The sequence below is a fragment of the Streptomyces sp. NBC_01217 genome, from assembly GCF_035994185.1.
In the GTDB taxonomy this organism is placed as follows: Bacteria; Actinomycetota; Actinomycetes; order Streptomycetales; family Streptomycetaceae; genus Streptomyces.
This window is the reverse complement of the sequence record NZ_CP108538.1, coordinates 4,282,256-4,299,932: the sequence shown is the minus strand read 5'-3', so window position 1 is coordinate 4,299,932 and position 17,677 is coordinate 4,282,256. Positions and strand designations below refer to the sequence as shown.

General features: G+C 67.3%; 12 protein-coding genes, 1 tRNA gene and 1 pseudogene. 8 read left to right on the top strand and 6 right to left on the bottom strand.

What is annotated here, in order from left to right:
* The first annotated feature begins 1,359 nt into the window (after positions 1 to 1,359).
* On the top strand, positions 1,360 to 2,349 hold the full coding sequence (locus OG507_RS18845) for an ice-binding family protein (RefSeq protein ID WP_327368357.1): 990 nt from the start codon (positions 1,360 to 1,362) through the stop codon (positions 2,347 to 2,349).
* Between the two features lie 320 nt (positions 2,350 to 2,669).
* Here OG507_RS18845 and OG507_RS18840 read toward each other — a convergent pair whose 3' ends face one another.
* Positions 2,670 to 3,173 (bottom strand): DUF5994 family protein, encoded by a 504-nt coding sequence (locus OG507_RS18840; RefSeq protein ID WP_327368356.1) that lies wholly within the window; start codon positions 3,171 to 3,173, stop codon positions 2,670 to 2,672.
* Positions 3,174 to 3,220: 47 nt separating this feature from the next.
* Entirely contained in the window at positions 3,221 to 3,712 is a 492-nt protein-coding gene (locus tag OG507_RS18835; RefSeq protein ID WP_327368355.1) for a DUF5994 family protein, read from the bottom strand.
* Positions 3,713 to 4,260: 548 nt separating this feature from the next.
* Here OG507_RS18835 and OG507_RS18830 point away from each other — a divergent pair.
* Together OG507_RS18830 and OG507_RS18825 are read left to right on the top strand one after the other, a co-directional pair.
* Entirely contained in the window at positions 4,261 to 5,487 is a 1,227-nt protein-coding gene (locus tag OG507_RS18830; RefSeq protein ID WP_327368354.1) for a PP2C family protein-serine/threonine phosphatase, read from the top strand.
* A gap of 363 nt (positions 5,488 to 5,850) precedes the next feature.
* Positions 5,851 to 6,915, top strand: a pseudogene (locus tag OG507_RS18825) (IS110 family transposase).
* A gap of 873 nt (positions 6,916 to 7,788) precedes the next feature.
* Here the strand turns inward: OG507_RS18825 and OG507_RS18820 are convergent.
* Positions 7,789 to 7,862 (bottom strand) — tRNA-Gly (locus OG507_RS18820).
* A gap of 479 nt (positions 7,863 to 8,341) precedes the next feature.
* On the opposite strand from OG507_RS18820, the gene dcd reads away from it, so the two are divergent.
* Both dcd and OG507_RS18810 read left to right on the top strand, forming a co-directional pair.
* Positions 8,342 to 8,917, top strand: coding sequence for a dCTP deaminase (gene dcd, locus OG507_RS18815; protein ID WP_072487843.1), 576 nt, complete (start codon positions 8,342 to 8,344; stop codon positions 8,915 to 8,917).
* Positions 8,918 to 8,923: 6 nt separating this feature from the next.
* Positions 8,924 to 9,424 (top strand): phosphoribosyltransferase, encoded by a 501-nt coding sequence (locus tag OG507_RS18810; protein ID WP_327368353.1) that lies wholly within the window; start codon positions 8,924 to 8,926, stop codon positions 9,422 to 9,424.
* Between the two features lie 78 nt (positions 9,425 to 9,502).
* Here the strand turns inward: OG507_RS18810 and OG507_RS18805 are convergent, their stop codons facing one another.
* The 3 genes from OG507_RS18805 to OG507_RS18795 form a co-directional block, all read right to left on the bottom strand.
* Positions 9,503 to 10,396, bottom strand: a complete 894-nt coding sequence (locus tag OG507_RS18805; protein WP_327368352.1) for a YIP1 family protein — start codon at positions 10,394 to 10,396, stop codon at positions 9,503 to 9,505.
* 179 nt (positions 10,397 to 10,575) lie between these two features.
* Positions 10,576 to 12,843 carry a (Fe-S)-binding protein gene (locus tag OG507_RS18800; protein WP_327368351.1) on the bottom strand — a complete coding sequence of 756 codons (2,268 nt, stop codon included), beginning with the start codon at positions 12,841 to 12,843 and terminating at the stop codon, positions 10,576 to 10,578.
* Positions 12,844 to 12,945: 102 nt separating this feature from the next.
* Positions 12,946 to 13,581 carry a sugar transferase gene (locus OG507_RS18795; RefSeq protein ID WP_327368350.1) on the bottom strand — a complete coding sequence of 212 codons (636 nt, stop codon included), beginning with the start codon at positions 13,579 to 13,581 and terminating at the stop codon, positions 12,946 to 12,948.
* A gap of 319 nt (positions 13,582 to 13,900) precedes the next feature.
* On the opposite strand from OG507_RS18795, the gene dnaK reads away from it, so the two are divergent.
* The 3 genes from dnaK (at position 13,901) to dnaJ (ending at position 17,676) form a co-directional block, all read left to right on the top strand.
* Positions 13,901 to 15,751 carry a molecular chaperone DnaK gene (gene dnaK / locus OG507_RS18790; protein ID WP_327368349.1) on the top strand — a complete coding sequence of 617 codons (1,851 nt, stop codon included), beginning with the start codon at positions 13,901 to 13,903 and terminating at the stop codon, positions 15,749 to 15,751.
* Complete coding sequence (gene grpE, locus OG507_RS18785; protein WP_327368348.1) at positions 15,748 to 16,395, top strand: nucleotide exchange factor GrpE; 648 nt, start codon at positions 15,748 to 15,750, stop codon at positions 16,393 to 16,395. The genes dnaK and grpE overlap by 4 nt, the downstream gene beginning before the upstream one ends.
* A gap of 93 nt (positions 16,396 to 16,488) precedes the next feature.
* Complete coding sequence (gene dnaJ, locus OG507_RS18780; RefSeq protein ID WP_327368347.1) at positions 16,489 to 17,676, top strand: molecular chaperone DnaJ; 1,188 nt, start codon at positions 16,489 to 16,491, stop codon at positions 17,674 to 17,676.
* The last annotated feature ends 1 nt before the right edge of the window (position 17,677 follow it).

The window sequence follows — 17,677 nt, the reverse complement described above, 5'->3', positions numbered from 1 at the left end:
GCCGCCCCCCTTCCTCCCCCTCCTGCACGACCTACGAGAGCGGCAGAGGGCGGCACTGACCACCAGAACTCGGACGGTGAGGGGCAGCAGGAGGTTGCGGAAGGCATCGACGGGCGAGTGCGCAAACGGCCTTTGTCGAAGGTGGCGGTGCATAGAGGCGGTGCAGGCAGCTTTCGCGGCGTTGGATCTGCCGCGGTAGTACGCCGTGCCGAGGTTCATGCCACTGTCGGAAGTGATCGGCGCTTGAAGCCATGCCACGCTCATCTGGACGCCTGCCTCGGCCCGAGCGGCGGCCACGAACGTGGCATACGGGTCGGCTACCGAAGATGCCTCGGTCTGTAGCCACGCCTGGTGAAAGGCCATGCGCGGCCTGGTCAGCAGAAACGCGAAGTCTATCGGCCCTTTTTCCACGACGCTCCCGTCGGGCAGGCAGCCCCGAGCGGGTGCGTGCCGGCTTGGCTGTCTGTTGATGAGGTGCCTGGGGCCCAGGGTTGGCAAGTTGGGGCATGCAAGAGGGCACGCCATTCCTCGCCCGGTCTGGACAAGAAAGAACCCCCGGGTCGTTGACCTGGGGATTTGTCTTGGAGCGGGTGACGAGAATCGAACTCGCACTCTGAGCTTGGGAATCACCGGGCTTTGTGCCCCCATCAACGAGCTGACCAGCGGGAATGGGTGCCAAGGGGAACCGCGGAGCTCGCCTCGGCACCCGTGGTTGACCGTGGTTCCCCCCTCGGTCGGGCACGGGGACCTTCTGTTCCGTGCTCAGCAGAATCGGGCGGCGACAGTCATACCGGTAACTCCGCGGGCCCGGAGGGACGCTGCCAGCCGGGGGCGGTTGCTGGGGTGGTGCCGCGCTGCTGTACCACCCCAGCCAGGCCAGGGCCGGCGGCGTGATTGTGCTCGTCATCGCTGCTGCGTCGGTAGCCCAGTTGATCCGTTGGTATCCGCTGGTAGAGCGAACGTCATGCCAGCGCGACTCCGTGAGTCCGAATAAGACCCTTTTTACATGTATATGAGTATTTCCTATGGGCGAGTGACGGTGCATCACGAGTCAGCGGGAGCTCGTCGTGAGTACGGCGCCTGTGACTGACCAGAGCTCACCTCGAGCGCCAGGGAGCCTGGCGACTGAGGTCAACGGTGACAAGAAAGGACTCATCCATGGCATTGGATGCCATCCCCTCCACCCCTCCTGGCAGGCGGCGAACACGGAGATTCAAAGCAACTGTCGCCATGCTGCCTGCGGCCGCGCTGGTGCTGACGATGACTTTGATCTCGAACCTTGCGAGCGCAGCTGAGGCGTCCGTGGGATTGGGGACTGCCACGAGTTACGCGGTCCTGGCCGGTACAACGGTCACCAATGTGGTCGTCCCCCCGGTCCCCAACACGGTCGTCAACGGCGACCTGGGGCTCAGCCCTGGGAGCTCGGTGACGGGCTTTCCGCCCGGAGTCGTCAACGGGGTGCAGCACGTCGCCGATGCCGCCGCCGTTCAGGCTCAGTCCGACCTGACCATCGCCTACAACGACGCGGCCAGCAGGGCAACCAACACCGTCCTGACCTCCCCGGGTGACATCGGTGGACAGACGCTGGTTCCCGGCGTCTACAGCGCTTCGTCGTCGCTGAATCTCACCGGGACTGTCACTCTCGACGCCCAGGGTGACCCGAACGCCGTCTTCATCTTCAAGATCGGATCCACTCTGATCACGGCCCCGACGAGCAACGTCTCGCTCGTCAATGGAGCGCAGGCCTGCAACGTGTTCTGGCAGGTTGGGAGCTCCGCCACGATCGACACCAATTCCTTCTTCAAGGGCAACATCCTGGCCCTGGAGTCCATCACGGTGAACACCAATGCGGCGATTGAGGGCCGGGCGCTGGCGCGTAATGGTGCGGTCACGTTGGACCACAACGTCATCACGAGGGCGGTCTGCATGACGGGACCGCCTGGGCCTCCTGGACCGACCGGGTCGACCGGCCCCTCCGGGCCTCCTGGACCGACCGGGTCGACCGGCCCCTCCGGGCCTCCTGGACCGACCGGGTCGACCGGCCCCTCCGGGCCTCCTGGACCGACCGGGTCGACCGGCCCCTCCGGGCCTCCTGGCCCCTCCGGGCCTCCTGGCCCCTCCGGGCCTCCTGGGCCGAAGGGGCATAAGGGAGACAAGGGTCCGAAGGGCCCTAAGGGAGACAGGGGCTCTAAGGGGCATAAGGGAGATAAGGGATCTAAGGGGGACAGTCACAAGGGTAACGGCAAGAAGGCCAACAGCCACAAGGCCAACAGCCACAAGGCCAACAGCCACAAGGCCAACAGCCACAAGGCCAACAGCCACAAGGCCAACAGTCACAAGGCTTGGTAGCGTCTGCTCGTTCTCGAGGCTGTATCGCAACGGTGGCGGCCTCTGAGAAGCGGCGCTATGCGTCCGTGAGGTGACTGCGCCCCTGGACATACCCTCCAGGGGCGCACAACCTCCCCGGCCGGACTCCTGGCTGGAGCAATGCTCATTACCTGTGGCGCAGAGCAGGGCAATGGCACGGCAATACGGAACAGACGGGGAAAGAATCCGCTTTAGGTTGATTTGCGGTGTATTCTAAAAGCAAGGACGCACACTCTCACGTGTGGCGCCCTGGAAGGGTCGGCTCCGGTGGCGAGACCATCGGGGCCGCTTCCATGTCCGCATCAACTTGGTGGTGCGGGGATGATGCCCACGCCCATGAGGATCTGCTCCGCGGGCGTGCAGTTTCCGTCCTGCACGGCCATGGCCATCGCAGCGCGCGCGGCGGCGGCACCGGCCGTGGGCGGGATCACCAGGAACGAGAAGTGGTCCTGCTCACCACGCGTGACGATCATCGTGCTGTCGTCGACGGCGGACCAGTCGATACGGACGGTCCGGCCATCGATCACGAGGTGGCCCGGGGCATCGTCCCAGGCACTCGCGTCCAGACCGACCCGCGCGATGGGTCCCAGCCGGGCGACCAAGGCGTCGATGAGACGGGGCAGTTGGGACGCTATGTCGCGGGAACGTGGCCACCACGCACCGTCGAAGATCCCCTCGCGATTGGAGGTGGTCTCCATCCGCAGCACCGCGGCCCCGGGAACGATCGGCCGACCGCTCGTGTCCGACAGGAGCAGGAGCGGTGCCGCGTCATCGGTACGGCCAGGGACATGCGCGTTCGAAGTCATGGCAAACCACTCCCCCGGGCGTGCACGTCGAGGAAGATCTCCATGCCTCACATCCCTTCCCTCGGGCCCGGCGCCCGGGCAAGCTCGGCCTCCCGCATCAGCCCACTCGCGGTGAGGCTCCGTGCCGGATCGGCGGCTGCGGTCAGCAGTCGGGCGGCGGTACCCAGGTCCGTCTGCGGTGGGATCACCAGCAGGTCCCAGCGGCCGGTGGTGTAGGAGAGGAGCAGCAACTTGTTCGGGTCCTGTTCGGGCTTGAACCAGCCGACGTGGACCACATGCCCCCGGACGGGCACCTTCCGTGGGATCACGGGCCAGACGGTGGGGTTCACCGTCACGCGGGTGATCCGCCCCCACAGCGGGTCGAGCACCGCTGTCAGCGCGGGAAGTTCCGCCGTCAGATCGCGCGACCGCGGCCACCACGCACCGTCCAGCAGAGCGGGATCGGTGTCGGTCGGAGCCAGCGAGAGGCGCGGCGGCAACGAGGACAAAGAGAAGGTCCGGTCGTCGACCGCGGACGTGTACAGAATGGTCGCAGTCATGACGCGAACCCTGCCCCGGGCTGGTCTACACGGGCCCGGCGTTGTGAATCGCCAAGAACGACACAGGCTCGGAGCTCATGTACGGAATGTTCTGGGTATGTCCAGGATACTCCGGCGGGGCATCCGGCGGAGTGCGGCAGCCCTGGGGATACGAGCCCACGACGGATCGAACGGCATGCAGGGACCTTCCGTTCACCACACCCGGAGGGAACACCGCTCGTGTCCTCGTGACCGGCGGTTCGTTACCCCCGCCGTGATCATCTCTACCGTCGCCCGGCGCATGGCCGCCGCCTCGCTGACAGCAGCCGCCCTGGCCGCACCCCTGCTCATGTCCCCGACCGCGCACGCCGACTCGCCGGAAACCATCGGTTGATGAACAGCTGAGAGGGAGGCCTCGGGGTTGCCCAGCCTTGCTCATAGCTACGAGTGAACCGCGGACCGCCGACGACATGGGCCGACATGCCGCGCTTGGCGTAATGAGCCGATCGGCCGGCGTTCCAGGTCACGTTGTGCGGAGGCGGTGGCAGGAAGGAGGTGGCATACCGGCCATGGGCGAGGAGAGCGTGGATCGGTCGGAGGGTTTCGGCGAGCGGCTGCTCGGTCTGCTGCTGGACAGGGCACGGCTGCTGCCGCCGCAGCTGATCGCCCCGCTGGTCGCGGAGGAGGTGGCCAGGATCGGAGGTCGTGACGTCTCCATCCTGCTCCAGGACTACGCGCAGGAGCTGCTGGTGCCGCTGCCGGGCAGGAAACTGCACGTCAGCGAGCCCGAGCCGATCATTGATTCCCCCGCCGGCCGGGCGTTCCTGCGCGGGGACGTCGTCGAGGTGTCGCAGAGCCCCTCGGGCATGCGGATGTACCTGCCGCTGCTGGACGGCAGCGCCACGGTGGGCGTGATGGCCCTCACCCTGGACGCCGTCGGCGACGACGACCGGCGGCTGCTGAGTCGGCTCTCCGGCCTGGTCGCCGACCTGCTGGTCACCAAGAACGCCTACACCGACGAGTTCTTCCGAGCCCGGCGCCGTGAGCCGATGAGCGTGTCCGCGGAGATCCAGTGGAGCCTGCTGCCGCCGATGTCGATGTCCGTGCCGCAGATCGAGGTGGCCGGCATCCTGGAGCCCGCCTACCGCATCGCCGGTGACAGCTTCGACTACGCCCTCAACGACAACATCCTGCATGTGGCCGTGATCGACGCGATGGGCCACGGTCTGGACGCTGCCACGATGGCGACCGTGGCCATCGGCGCCTACCGGCATGCCCGGCGCGTGCGCGTCAGCCTGGCCGAGAAGTACGCGTTCATGGACGATGCCATCTCGCGGCAGTTCGGGCCCGACCACTTCGTCACGGCGCAGCTGATGCATGTGAACATCGCCACCGGTGAGATGGCACTGGTCAACGCGGGCCACCCCGCGCCGCTGCTGATCCGCGACGGCCGGGTCGTGCAGCAACTGGAGAGCGCGACGACGCTGCCCGTCGGCTTCGGCGGTGAGGAGCCCCGGATCAGAAAGCACACGCTTCAGCAGGGCGACCGGGTGCTGTGCTACACCGACGGCATCATCGAGGAACACGTCAACGACGGGGAGCAGTTCGGCGAGGAACGCCTCATCAACTGCGTGAACCGCCTGGGGGAGGAGCCGTCGCACGGGCTGCGGGCGGATCTGCGCCGGCTCTCCCACACACTGAAGTGGGAACGGCGCGGGCGCACCAGCGACGACGCCACCCTCTTCATGATCGAGTGGCACGGAGGCGCCGCCGACCACCTCGCGGTCCTTGACTGAGTGCCCGCGCGTCAGGCCCGATCACGTCATGGGCGACAAGGGCTACAGCTCGAAGGCAATCCGCACCTGGCTGCGACCCCAACCCACCACTCACCCCAGCTTCCATCCCGTCCGCCTTCGGCCCACACCGCGCGGGTGTCGGCCGGCGGCGGCACGCTATCAATGAGCCAGCCCGAGGGCGGCAAGGAGCACTGCGGGCCCATGCCGACCGACACCCTGGACGCTACGGCTGCAGACCGAGCGTCTGGGGTCGATTCAAACAAGTCAGGAGCCCGGCCAAAGGTCCCCTCACAGTCCTGTCCTGACGCCCGACCGGCCCGTGTGATCCCTCGCGCATCGCACGGAAGGACAGCAGTACCCGGCATGGCAGATCAGATCGCGGTGGTCGGCGGCGTGGCCACCCACACCGACTTCCACCAGACAGCCGTGATTGACACCATTGGCCGGCACCTGGCCAACGCTCCGTTCCCCACCACCCCCGACGGCTACCGCCGCCTGCTGGAGTGGATGCGCTTGCACGGTGACGTGCTCGCCGTCGGGGTCGAGGGGACCGGTGCCTACGGTTCCGAACTCGCCCGGTTCCTTCGGGTGAACGAGGTGACCGTGGCCGACGTCGACCGCCCTGACCGCAAGGCCCGCCGGGCCAACGGCAAGTCCGACCCCGCCGATGCCTACGCCGCCGCGACCGCCGTCCTGTCCGGCCGCGCCCACGGCCGGCCCAAGACCCGCGACGGCATCGTGGAGGCCATTCGGTCCCTGAGGGTGGTCCGCCGCTCCGCCATCAAGTCCCGCACCCAGACGATCAACCAGATCCGCACACTCGTCGTCTCCGCCCCCGCCGATGTCCGGGAACGACTGCGCAGCCTTCCCACCCACCAATTGATTGCGCAGCTGGCCCGCTCTCGCCCCGGCGCGGACCTCGCCGGCCCAACCTGCGCCGTCCGAACCGCACTGCGGCGTCTGGCCCGCCGCTACCAGCACCTCACCCAGGAGCTAGCCTAGGCTGACGCCGAACTCGACCCCCTGGTCGCGCAAGCGGCTCCCGGGCTGGTGGATTTGATCGGCACAGGCACCGAGACGGCCGCCCAACTCCTGATCACCGCAGGCGACAATCCCGACCGGCTGAAGTCCGAAGCTTCCTTCGCCCACCTTTGTGGGGCAGCCCCCATCTCCGCCAGTTCCGGCCGGACCAACCGCCACCGCCTCAACCGCGGTGGCGACCGCCAGGCCAACCGTGCCCTCCACACGATCGCCCTCGTGCGGATGCGCTACGACCCCCGCACCCGGCTCTACGTCGCGCGACGCACTGCCGAAGGCATGTCCAAGAAGGGCATCCTCCGCTGCCTCAAACGCTTCATCGCGCGAGAGGTCTACAAGCATCTGACCAGCATGAATATCCCACGGCTACACCTCCTACAGGCCACTTGACGATCTATAGGAGCTTCCCTGACGCCCTGGGCCGTGACTGCTCGGCTCTGCCTGGGTCGAAGGCAGTCGGGATGGGAGCCCACAACGCTCACCACGAATCCGCCGGCACCCGCGAACGTACCCCCTCGTACGGACGCGGGCGATCGCTTCTATTCCTCGCTGTTGGTGCCAGTCGTGGATGTCAGCGCTAGCTGCGCCTGGGCCGACGGGGCACGTCGACTATCTGTCAGGTTTTGACGAGGGCGGAGGAACGTCCTTGTCGAGCAGGCCGTTTATGAAGCTGACAGCGAGATTGCGAGTCCCGGAGTCAGCGCCAGCGGCTCCACCTGCGTACCAACGGAATTCCTCTGGGTCACGCTCGGCTTCGTTCAGCCAGTGAGCCAGTCGGTGAAGACGCCCCCACTCAGTCGTATCGCAGTCTCGTGGACCCAGTCGGCTTCGGTGCCCGCATAGGTATCCAGCGCGCGGATGGCGAGACCAGCAGACGTGGGCGCAAAGACCGCTCGACACAGATCGCGGGTTTCGGAAGAGACCGGCATGCGACTGAGAATGCAGCCTGCATCATCAGTCGTGCAATGGGACGAGGGCAGAGGCTCTGTCCGGTCCACTCGAGGCAGGACTGCCCTCACGACCTCCCTGTACCCACGACTCATCTCAGCTTTCATCCCGCCGCCTTCGGCCCACACATCGTGGAGCGGGCCGATGCTCGGCGCCCTGGCTCTGTACGCCGAGCTGCCTGGTGTCGACGACGTGTTCATCGACACCATCGGCCCCTCTCTGGAGGGGAAGCCTTCTGGAGCGGATCTGGTGCGGGGCGATTGAACTGGTCCAGGCAAGAAAGAACCCCCGGGCCATTGACCTGGGGGTTTGTCTTGGAGCGGGTGACGAGAATCGAACTCGCGCTCTGAGCTTGGGAAGCTCATGTTCTACCATTAAACTACACCCGCGAGGCAAGCCGTTTGATCGGCTGTGCATCGCCCCACACTGTACCCCATGCCAGGTCCCCGGCGTTTGAGCCGTGGGGCCGTTTTGCAGTGGTGGTGGGTGGATGTGGGTGTCGGGGGCGGGAGTTGAGGGCGTAGCGTGGGTGGTCGGAGTGCCGCCTGGAGTGGCGTCCTGTTCATCCCCTAATGTGGCGGTCTCGTCCAAGGCTTGTTGGGGAAGGGACTTGATGGACTCCATGGAGCGCACCGTCGTCCGCTGTGCCGAAGGGCACGTTTTCGCTACCGCTTCGTTCCCGATGCAGCAGCTCGGGCCCGGGCGGATCGGTCCGGGGCGGCTCATTCGCTGTCCTCGCTGTGCGCGGCTGCGGCAGGCCGTGCCAGTGGTGTTCGAGCAGCGGTAGGAGCGGTAGGAGCGGTGACGGCAGGCGCGCGGGGCGGTCCCGGATTGGGGCAGGCCCGCGCGTTCTGCGTATCCTCGGGGCGTGCTTCTCTCAGATAAGGACATCCGGGCCGAGATCGACGCCGGACGTGTACGCATTGATCCGTTCGACGCGTCGATGGTTCAGCCGTCGAGCATCGACGTGCGGCTCGACCGCTACTTCCGGGTGTTCGAGAACCACCGCTATCCGCATATCGACCCAGCCGTCGAGCAGGCCGATCTGACGCGCATGGTCGAGCCCGACGGCGACGAGGCGTTCATCCTGCACCCCGGTGAGTTCGTGCTCGCTTCGACGTACGAGGTCATCTCGCTGCCCGACGATCTCGCGTCGCGGCTGGAGGGCAAGAGTTCGCTGGGACGGCTCGGTCTTGTGACTCATTCGACCGCCGGGTTCATCGACCCCGGTTTCTCCGGGCACGTGACCCTGGAGCTGTCGAATCTCGCGACGCTGCCGATCAAGCTGTGGCCGGGAATGAAGATCGGGCAGCTGTGCATGTTCCGGCTGAGCTCGCCCTCGGAATTCCCGTACGGCTCCGAGCGGTACGGATCGCGGTATCAGGGGCAGCGTGGGCCGACCGCGTCGCGCTCCTTCATGAATTTCCACCGGACTCAGGTGTGATGCCGGATGAGCGATGACGTGCGGGAGAACCTGACGTACGAGGCGTTCGGCCAGGCCGTGCGTGAGCTGGCGCAGACCGTGGCCGACGACGGTTTCGAGCCCGATGTCGTGCTGAGCATCGCGCGCGGCGGGGTATTCGTCGCGGGCGGGCTCGCGTATGCCCTGGACTGCAAGAACATTCATCTGGTGAATGTGGAGTTCTACACCGGGGTGGGCACCACGCTGGAAATGCCGGTCATGCTGGCACCCGTTCCGAATGCCATCGACTTCTCGGACAAGAAGGTCCTGATCGCCGACGATGTCGCCGATACCGGGAAGACTCTGAAGCTTGTGCGTGATTTCTGTATCGATCATGTCGCAGAGGTGCGCAGCGCGGTCATCTACGAGAAGTCGCATTCGCTCGTGAAGTGCGAGTACGTGTGGAAGAAGACCGATCGCTGGATCAACTTCCCGTGGAGCGTGGACAAGCCCGTCGTGCGGCGTAGTGGTCAGGTTCTCGACGCCTGACGCCCGCCCGGAGACGGAGATATGGAAGAACCCCCGGGGTCTGCTCCGGGGGTTCTTCTGTGCCTGTCGGCGGGAGCGTCAGATCGTGCCCAGCTTGATGATCGACAGCAGGGCGATCAGCTGGATCGCCGATGCGCCCAGAGCCTTCGGCCACGGCAGGTCGTGCGACTTGCTCACCATCGAGGTGAAGAGCGCGGCCGAGGCCAGCCAGGTTATCCAGCCGAGGACCTGGACCAGGGAGTTCTCGCCGCCGAGGAAGAGCGCGAATATCAGGCGGGGCGCGTCCGTGATCGACATGATCAGCATGGAGAGGCCCACGGTCGGCTGCCAGGAGCCGTTGCCGCCGAGCTGGCGGGCGAGCGTGTGCGTGACCGCGCCCAGGACCAGGCCGCCGATGACGAAGCCGATGCCCGTGACGACGACGTAGGGGACCGCTGTGGAGATCGTCGCGTGGATCGCGTCGTCCCGGGCCTGGTCGAAGCCGAAGAGGGCGAGCAGGCCGTACAGGAACGTGACGATCAGCGCCGGGCCCCAGACGGGGTAGTCGCGCATCTGCCAGAACGTCGGACCCGGGCGCAGCACGATGCCGGTGAGCAGGTCCTTCCACGGCAGTCGTGGGCCCGCGGGCTGGGCGGGGGCCTGGCCGGCGCGGTAGGTGTTGCCGTCGCCGTACGGGTCCTCGCCGATGCTGAACGCCTGGGTGTGGCCGGGGGAGTTGGCGTACGGGTCGCCGTGCTGGGCGGGCCCGTGGGGGTGGTGGGGCTGCTGGTACGGGTCGCCGAAGTATTCCGGCTCGCCGTGGCCGCCGCCGTTGTACGGGGGCGGCGGGGCGCCGTTTCCTCCCGTCGGGGGCCATGGCTGCTGGGCGTACGGCGGTGGTGCCTGTGTGCCGTACGGCTGCTGCCGCGGTTGCTGTTGCGCTTGCTGCGGGGTGCGGTTGTCCCGGCCGCGTCCGATCCTGAATCCAGCCACGTCGTCGAACGTACCTGGTCCGCGCGGGTGCGGTGAGAGTGCCTGGGGAACCTGCCCGCCATTGCTGCCGAGCTGTGACATCCCGTAGGGGATGTCCCCGGCCCCCTCGGGGGAAAGCAGAAGCGGCCGGTCCTGCCCCCGAGGCAGGTCCGGCCGCTTCTGTCGCACGACAGCCCGAGCTACTTCACCGGCTCCGGCTCCGGTGCGTCCGCCGGCTCCGCCTCGCCGGCCGGGTCGGCCGGGGTCTTCACGGAGTCCAGCAGCAGCTGCGATACGTCGACCACCTGGACCGACTCCTTCGCCTTGCCGTCGTTCTTCTTGCCGTTGACCGAGTCGGTCAGCATGACCAGGCAGAACGGGCAGGCGGTGGAGACGATGTCGGGGTTCAACGACAGAGCCTCGTCGACGCGCTCGTTGTTGATGCGCTTGCCGATCCGCTCCTCCATCCACATCCGGGCACCACCGGCGCCGCAGCAGAAGCCGCGCTCCTTGTGGCGGTGCATCTCCTCGTTCCTGAGGCCCGGGACCTTCGCGATGATCTCGCGCGGCGGGGTGTAGATCTTGTTGTGACGGCCCAGGTAGCACGGGTCGTGGTACGTGATCAGGCCCTCGACCGGAGTCACCGGGATCAGCTTGCCCTCGTCGATGAGGTGCTGGAGCAGCTGGGTGTGGTGGATGACCTCGTACTCGCCGCCGAGCTGCGGGTACTCGTTCGCGATGGTGTTGAAGCAGTGCGGGCAGGTCGCGACGATCTTCTTCGACGACTTGGGCTTCTTCGTCGACTCGTCCTCGTCATCCTCGCCGAACGCCATGTTCAGCATCGCGACGTTCTCCTGGCCGAGCTGCTGGAACAGCGGCTCGTTGCCCAGGCGGCGGGCCGAGTCGCCCGTGCACTTCTCGTCGCCGCCCATGATCGCGAACTTGACGCCCGCGATGTGCAGCAGCTCCGCGAAGGCCTTCGTGGTCTTCTTGGCGCGGTCTTCGAGTGCGCCCGCGCAGCCGACCCAGTACAGGTAGTCGATCTCCGAGAGGTCCTCGACGTCCTTGCCGACGATCGGGACCTCGAAGTCGACCTCCTTGGTCCACTCGACGCGCTGCTTCTTGGCGAGCCCCCAGGGGTTGCCCTTTTTCTCCAGGTTCTTGAGCATCGTGCCCGCCTCGGACGGGAACGCGGACTCGATCATCACCTGGTAGCGGCGCATGTCGACGATGTGGTCGATGTGCTCGATGTCGACCGGGCACTGCTCCACGCACGCACCGCAGGTGGTGCAGGACCAGAGCACGTCCGGGTCGATGACGCCGTTCTCCTCGACCGTGCCGATCAGCGGGCGCTCGGCCTCCGCGAGGGCCGCGGCGGGGACGCCCTTCAACTGCTCCTCCGACGCCTTCTCGTTGCCCTCCATGTCCTTGCCGCCGCCGGCCAGCAGATACGGGGCCTTGGCGTGCGCATGGTCGCGCAGGGACATGATCAGGAGCTTCGGGGAGAGCGGCTTGCCCGTGTTCCAGGCCGGGCACTGCGACTGGCAGCGGCCGCACTCCGTACACGTGGAGAAGTCGAGGATGCCCTTCCAGGAGAACTGCTCGACCTGGGAGACACCGAAGGTGTCGTCCTCGCCCGGGTCCTCGAAGTCGATCTCCTTGCCGCCGCTGGTCATCGGCTGTAGGGCGCCGAGCGCCGACGAGCCATCCGCGTTTCGCTTGAACCAGATGTTCGGGAAGCCGAGGAAGCGGTGCCAGGCCACACCCATGTTGGTGTTGAGCGAGACTGTGATCATCCAGATCAGCGAGGTACCGATCTTGATCATCGCGGTGAAGTAGATGAGGTTCTGCAGCGTGCCGAGCGCGAGGCCCTTGAATGCCAGGACCAGGGGGTACGAGACGAAGTACGCGGCCTCGTAGCCCTCGACGTGGTGGATCGCGCCCTCGAGACCGCGCAGGGTCAGGATCGCCAGGCCGATGACGAGGATGACGTACTCGACGAAGTACGCCTGCCAGGCCTTGGAGCCTGCGAAACGGGACTTGCGGCCGGCCCGGGAAGGCAGGTTCAGCAGCCGGATGGCGATCAGCACGAGGATGCCGACGACCGTCATCAGACCGATGAACTCGATGTACATCTCGAACGGAAGCCATTCACCGATGATCGGCAGCACCCAGTCGGCCTTGAAGAGCTGTCCGTACGCCTGGAGCAGCGTCGGCGGCAGCGTCAGGAAGCCGATGGCGACGAACCAGTGCGCGAAGCCGACGATCCCCCACCGGTTCATCCGGGTGTGGCCGAGGAACTCCTTGGCCAGGGTGATCGTGCGCTGCTTCGGGTTGTCGGTGCGGCTGCCTGCCGGGACCGGCTGTCCGAGCGTGACGAACCGGTAGATCTGCGCGACGGCTCGGGCGATGAGCGCAACGCCGACCACAGTCAGCACCAGCGACACGATGATCGCGGCGAGTTGCATTTGGGGGCTCCTCGGGCCTGCGAGGGTGGGATCCAGCGTCTACGAGCGAATACTGGGGATTACTAAGCAGTAACTTAATCAGTCTGTGCTGACACTATCCACTTATTCCGCCGCGATGTAGCCGCACCGGCGGTGATCTGTGTCGCTCAGGTGTGCCTTGCCGCGCCGAGTGGGTCCGCGGATCGCTCTGCGCAGTGGGGTGTGTACGGCGCCCGCCAGGATGGCCAGGTCGAGGCCCACCCAGTGGTGCTCGGCGTAGTGCTGATCGAGCAGGGCCGGCTCGTCCCAGGGCATTCCGGAGCGGGAGCGTACCTGTGCCAGGCCGGTGAGGCCCGGTTTCAGTTCCTGCCGCCAGTGTCTCGCGGCGGTGGCCGTGGCGGTCTCGGGGGTGCCGGCGTCCGGTGTCAGGGGCTCCGGGCCCACCAGGGAGAGATCTCCGCGTACGACGTGCGGCAGCCGGGAGAGCAGGTCCAGGCGCAGCCGCCGGGTGCGCAGCGAGCGCAGTACGAAGAGGCGGCCGCCGAGACCGATGCGGGGCGAGCGGATCAGTACGCCGCCGGGGTGCCGCCGTGTGGCGAGGGCAAGGGTGAGGGCGCCTGCGGCGAGCAGGGGTGCGGCCAGGGCCAGCAGGAGCGAGCCGAGGACCAGATCCAGTACGCGCTTGGCCGATGGTCGCTCCCATGCCCGTGCCCCGTTCTGCAGCGCCTTCCATGCCCGCTCCCAGCGGTGCGCGCGCATGCGGCTCCTGCGCCGGACCTGCCTCTGCCTCTGTCTCGGCCTCTGCCTCTGCATCGTTCGCACCTGCCTGCGGGTCGGGCGGATCGAGTGCCGGTTTTGCGTGGCTCACGGCATTTTGTGACAGAACGATCCCATGGCGCGATGATGGGGACGGGCTGCGCGGCCCGCGGAGCGTGCGGGTGTCGCCCCCGGCCTCCCGGTGCGCGCGAGGTGTGTGCACGATACTTGAGTCTGCCCGACTCAAGTCTGTTGACACTGGGGCGGGTGTCATGCATCCTTGAGTCAGTTCCACTCAAGTAGTCAAGCTGGAGGAATTGAAATGGCACGTGCGGTCGGCATCGACCTGGGCACGACTAACTCCGTCGTCAGCGTTCTCGAAGGCGGCGAGCCCACCGTCATCACCAACGCAGAGGGCGCCAGGACCACGCCGTCCGTCGTCGCCTTCGCGAAGAACGGCGAGGTGCTGGTCGGCGAGGTCGCCAAGCGCCAGGCAGTGACCAACGTCGACAGGACCATCCGCTCCGTCAAGCGCCACATGGGCACTGACTGGAAGATCGACCTGGACGGCAAGAGCTTCAACCCGCAGCAGATGAGCGCCTTCATCCTGCAGAAGCTGAAGCGGGACGCCGAGTCGTACCTGGGCGAGAAGGTGACCGACGCGGTCATCACCGTCCCCGCGTACTTCAACGACTCCGAGCGTCAGGCGACGAAGGAGGCCGGCGAGATCGCGGGCCTGAACGTCCTGCGTATCGTCAACGAGCCGACGGCCGCCGCGCTGGCGTACGGGCTCGACAAGGACGACCAGACGATCCTCGTCTTCGACCTCGGCGGCGGCACCTTCGACGTGTCGCTGCTGGAGATCGGCGACGGCGTCGTCGAGGTGAAGGCCACCAACGGTGACAACCACCTCGGTGGTGACGACTGGGACCAGCGCGTCGTCGACTACCTGGTGAAGCAGTTCGCCAACGGGCACGGCGTGGACCTGTCCAAGGACAAGATGGCTCTGCAGCGTCTGCGCGAGGCCGCGGAGAAGGCGAAGATCGAGCTCTCGTCCTCGACCGAGACCACGATCAACCTGCCCTACATCACGGCTTCCGCCGAGGGCCCGCTGCACCTGGACGAGAAGCTCACGCGCTCGCAGTTCCAGCAGCTCACCGCTGACCTCCTGGACCGCTGCAAGAGCCCGTTCCACAACGTCATCAAGGACGCGGGCATCCAGCTCTCCGAGATCGACCACGTCGTTCTCGTCGGTGGCTCCACCCGTATGCCGGCCGTCGCCGAGCTCGTCAAGGAGCTGACCGGTGGCCAGGAGGCCAACAAGGGTGTGAACCCGGACGAGGTCGTCGCCATCGGCGCCTCGCTCCAGGCCGGTGTCCTCAAGGGCGAGGTCAAGGACGTCCTGCTCCTCGACGTCACCCCGCTGTCCCTCGGTATCGAGACCAAGGGCGGCATCATGACGAAGCTCATCGAGCGCAACACCACGATCCCGACCAAGCGTTCCGAGATCTTCACGACGGCCGAGGACAACCAGCCGTCCGTGCAGATCCAGGTCTACCAGGGCGAGCGCGAGATCGCGGCGTACAACAAGAAGCTCGGCATGTTCGAGCTGACCGGCCTGCCGCCGGCCCCGCGTGGCGTCCCGCAGATCGAGGTCGCGTTCGACATCGACGCGAACGGCATCATGCACGTCGCCGCCAAGGACCTCGGCACCGGCAAGGAGCAGAAGATGACCGTCACCGGCGGCTCCTCGCTGCCGAAGGACGAGGTCAACCGGATGCGTGAGGAGGCCGAGCAGTACGCGGAGGAGGACCACCGCCGCCGCGAGGCCGCCGAGTCGCGCAACCAGGGCGAGCAGCTCGTCTACCAGACGGAGAAGTTCCTCAAGGACAACGAGGACAAGGTCCCCGGCGACGTGAAGACGGAGGTGGAGACCGCGCTCACCGAGCTGAAGGAGAAGCTCAAGGGCGAGGACACCGCCGAGATCCGCACCGCCACCGAGAAGGTCGCGGCCGTCTCCCAGAAGCTGGGCCAGGCGATGTACGCCAACGCCCAGGCCGAGGGCGGCCCGCAGGGCGACCCGCAGCCGGGCGCCCAGACCAAGGCCGACGACGACGTCGTCGACGCCGAGATCGTGGACGACGAGAAGGACGCCAAGGGCGGTGCGGTGTGACCGAGGAGACTCCGGGCTTCGAGGAGAAGCCCGACGTCCCCTCCGGCACCCCTGACGGAGCTGAGCCGAAGGACGCCCCCTCCTCGCCCGAGGAGGCGGCGTCCCCGGCCGGGGACGCAGTACAGACGGTCGGCCTGACCGCCCAGCTGGACCAGGTCCGCACCGCGCTCAACGAGCGCACGGGCGACCTCCAGCGGCTCCAGGCCGAGTACCAGAACTATCGCCGTCGCGTCGAGCGCGACCGGGCCACGGTCAAGGAGATCGCAGTCGCGGGCCTCCTGTCCGACCTCCTGCCCGTGCTCGACGACGTCGGCCGGGCCCGCGATCACGGCGAGCTCGTGGGCGGGTTCAAGTCGGTGGCCGAATCCCTGGAGACGGTCGCCGCCAAGCTGGGCCTGCAGCAGTTCGGCAAGGAGGGCGAGCCCTTCGACCCGACGATCCACGAAGCCCTGATGCACTCGTACGCGCCGGATGTCACCGAGACGACCTGCGTGGCGATCCTGCAGCCGGGGTATCGGATCGGCGAGCGCACCATCCGCCCCGCGCGGGTGGCGGTGGCCGAACCCCAGCCGGGTGCGGCACCGGCCGCGGCCAAGGAAGAGAAGGCAACCGACGAGGAGAGCGGTGGCACCGAGGAGGTCTGACATTCCGTCTGACCACCTCGTGGCCCACCGCCCGGCCATGCGACCGGCCAGTGTGCCGGTCGCATGGCCGATCGTCCGGAAGGAGGGACGTCGATGAGCACGAAGGACTTCGTCGAGAAGGACTACTACAAGGTTCTCGGCGTCCCCAAGGACGCCACGGACGCCGAGATCAAGAAGGCGTACCGGAAGCTCGCCCGCGAGTTCCACCCCGACGCCAACAAGGGTGACGACAAGGCGGAGGAGCGCTTCAAGGAGATCTCCGAAGCGAACGACGTCCTCGGCGACAGCAAGAAGCGCAAGGAGTACGACGAGGCGCGCGCCCTCTTCGGCAACGGCGGCTTCAGGGCCGGGCCCGGAGGCGCCGGAGGCAACTTCAACTTCGACCTGGGCGATCTCTTCGGAGGCACCCAGGGCGGGGGCCAGGGCGGCGGAGCCGGCGGTTTCGGCGGCGGCGGCGGTCTGGGCGATGTCTTCGGCGGCCTGTTCAACCGGGGCGGTGCGGGGACGCGGGTGCAGCCGCGCCGCGGCCAGGACATCGAGTCCGAGGTGACGCTCAGCTTCACCGAGGCGGTCGAGGGGGCCACGGTCCCGTTGCGGATGTCCAGCCAGGCGCCCTGCAAGGCGTGCTCAGGCACCGGTGACAAGAACGGCACCCCCAGGGTCTGCCCGACCTGTCTCGGCACCGGTCAGGTCTCGCGCGGCACCGGCGGCGGCTTCTCGCTCACCGACCCCTGCGTGGACTGCAAGGGCCGGGGCCTCATCGCCCAGGACCCCTGCGACGTCTGCAAGGGCAGCGGCCGGGCGAAGTCCTCCCGGACCATGCAGGTCAGGATTCCGGCGGGCGTCTCGGACGGCCAGCGGATCCGGCTGCGCGGCAAGGGCGGCCCGGGCGAGCGCGGCGGACCGGCCGGCGATCTGTACGTCGTGGTCCATGTCGACGCCCACCCGGTCTTCGGCCGCAGGGGCGACAACCTCACGGTCACCGTGCCCGTCGACTTCACGGAGGCGGCACTCGGCGGCGAGGTGAAGGTGCCCACGCTCGGCGGTCCGCCGGTCACCCTGAAACTGCCCGCGGGCACCCCCAACGGGCGTACGATGCGCGCCCGCGGCAAGGGCGCCGTACGCAAGGACGGCACCCGGGGCGACCTGCTGGTCACCGTCGAGGTGACAGTGCCCAGGGACCTCAGCGACGAGGCCAGGGACGCACTGGAGGCCTACCGGAAGGCGACCGCGGGCCACGACCCGCGGGCGGAGCTGTTCCAGGCTGCGAAGGGAGCTTGAG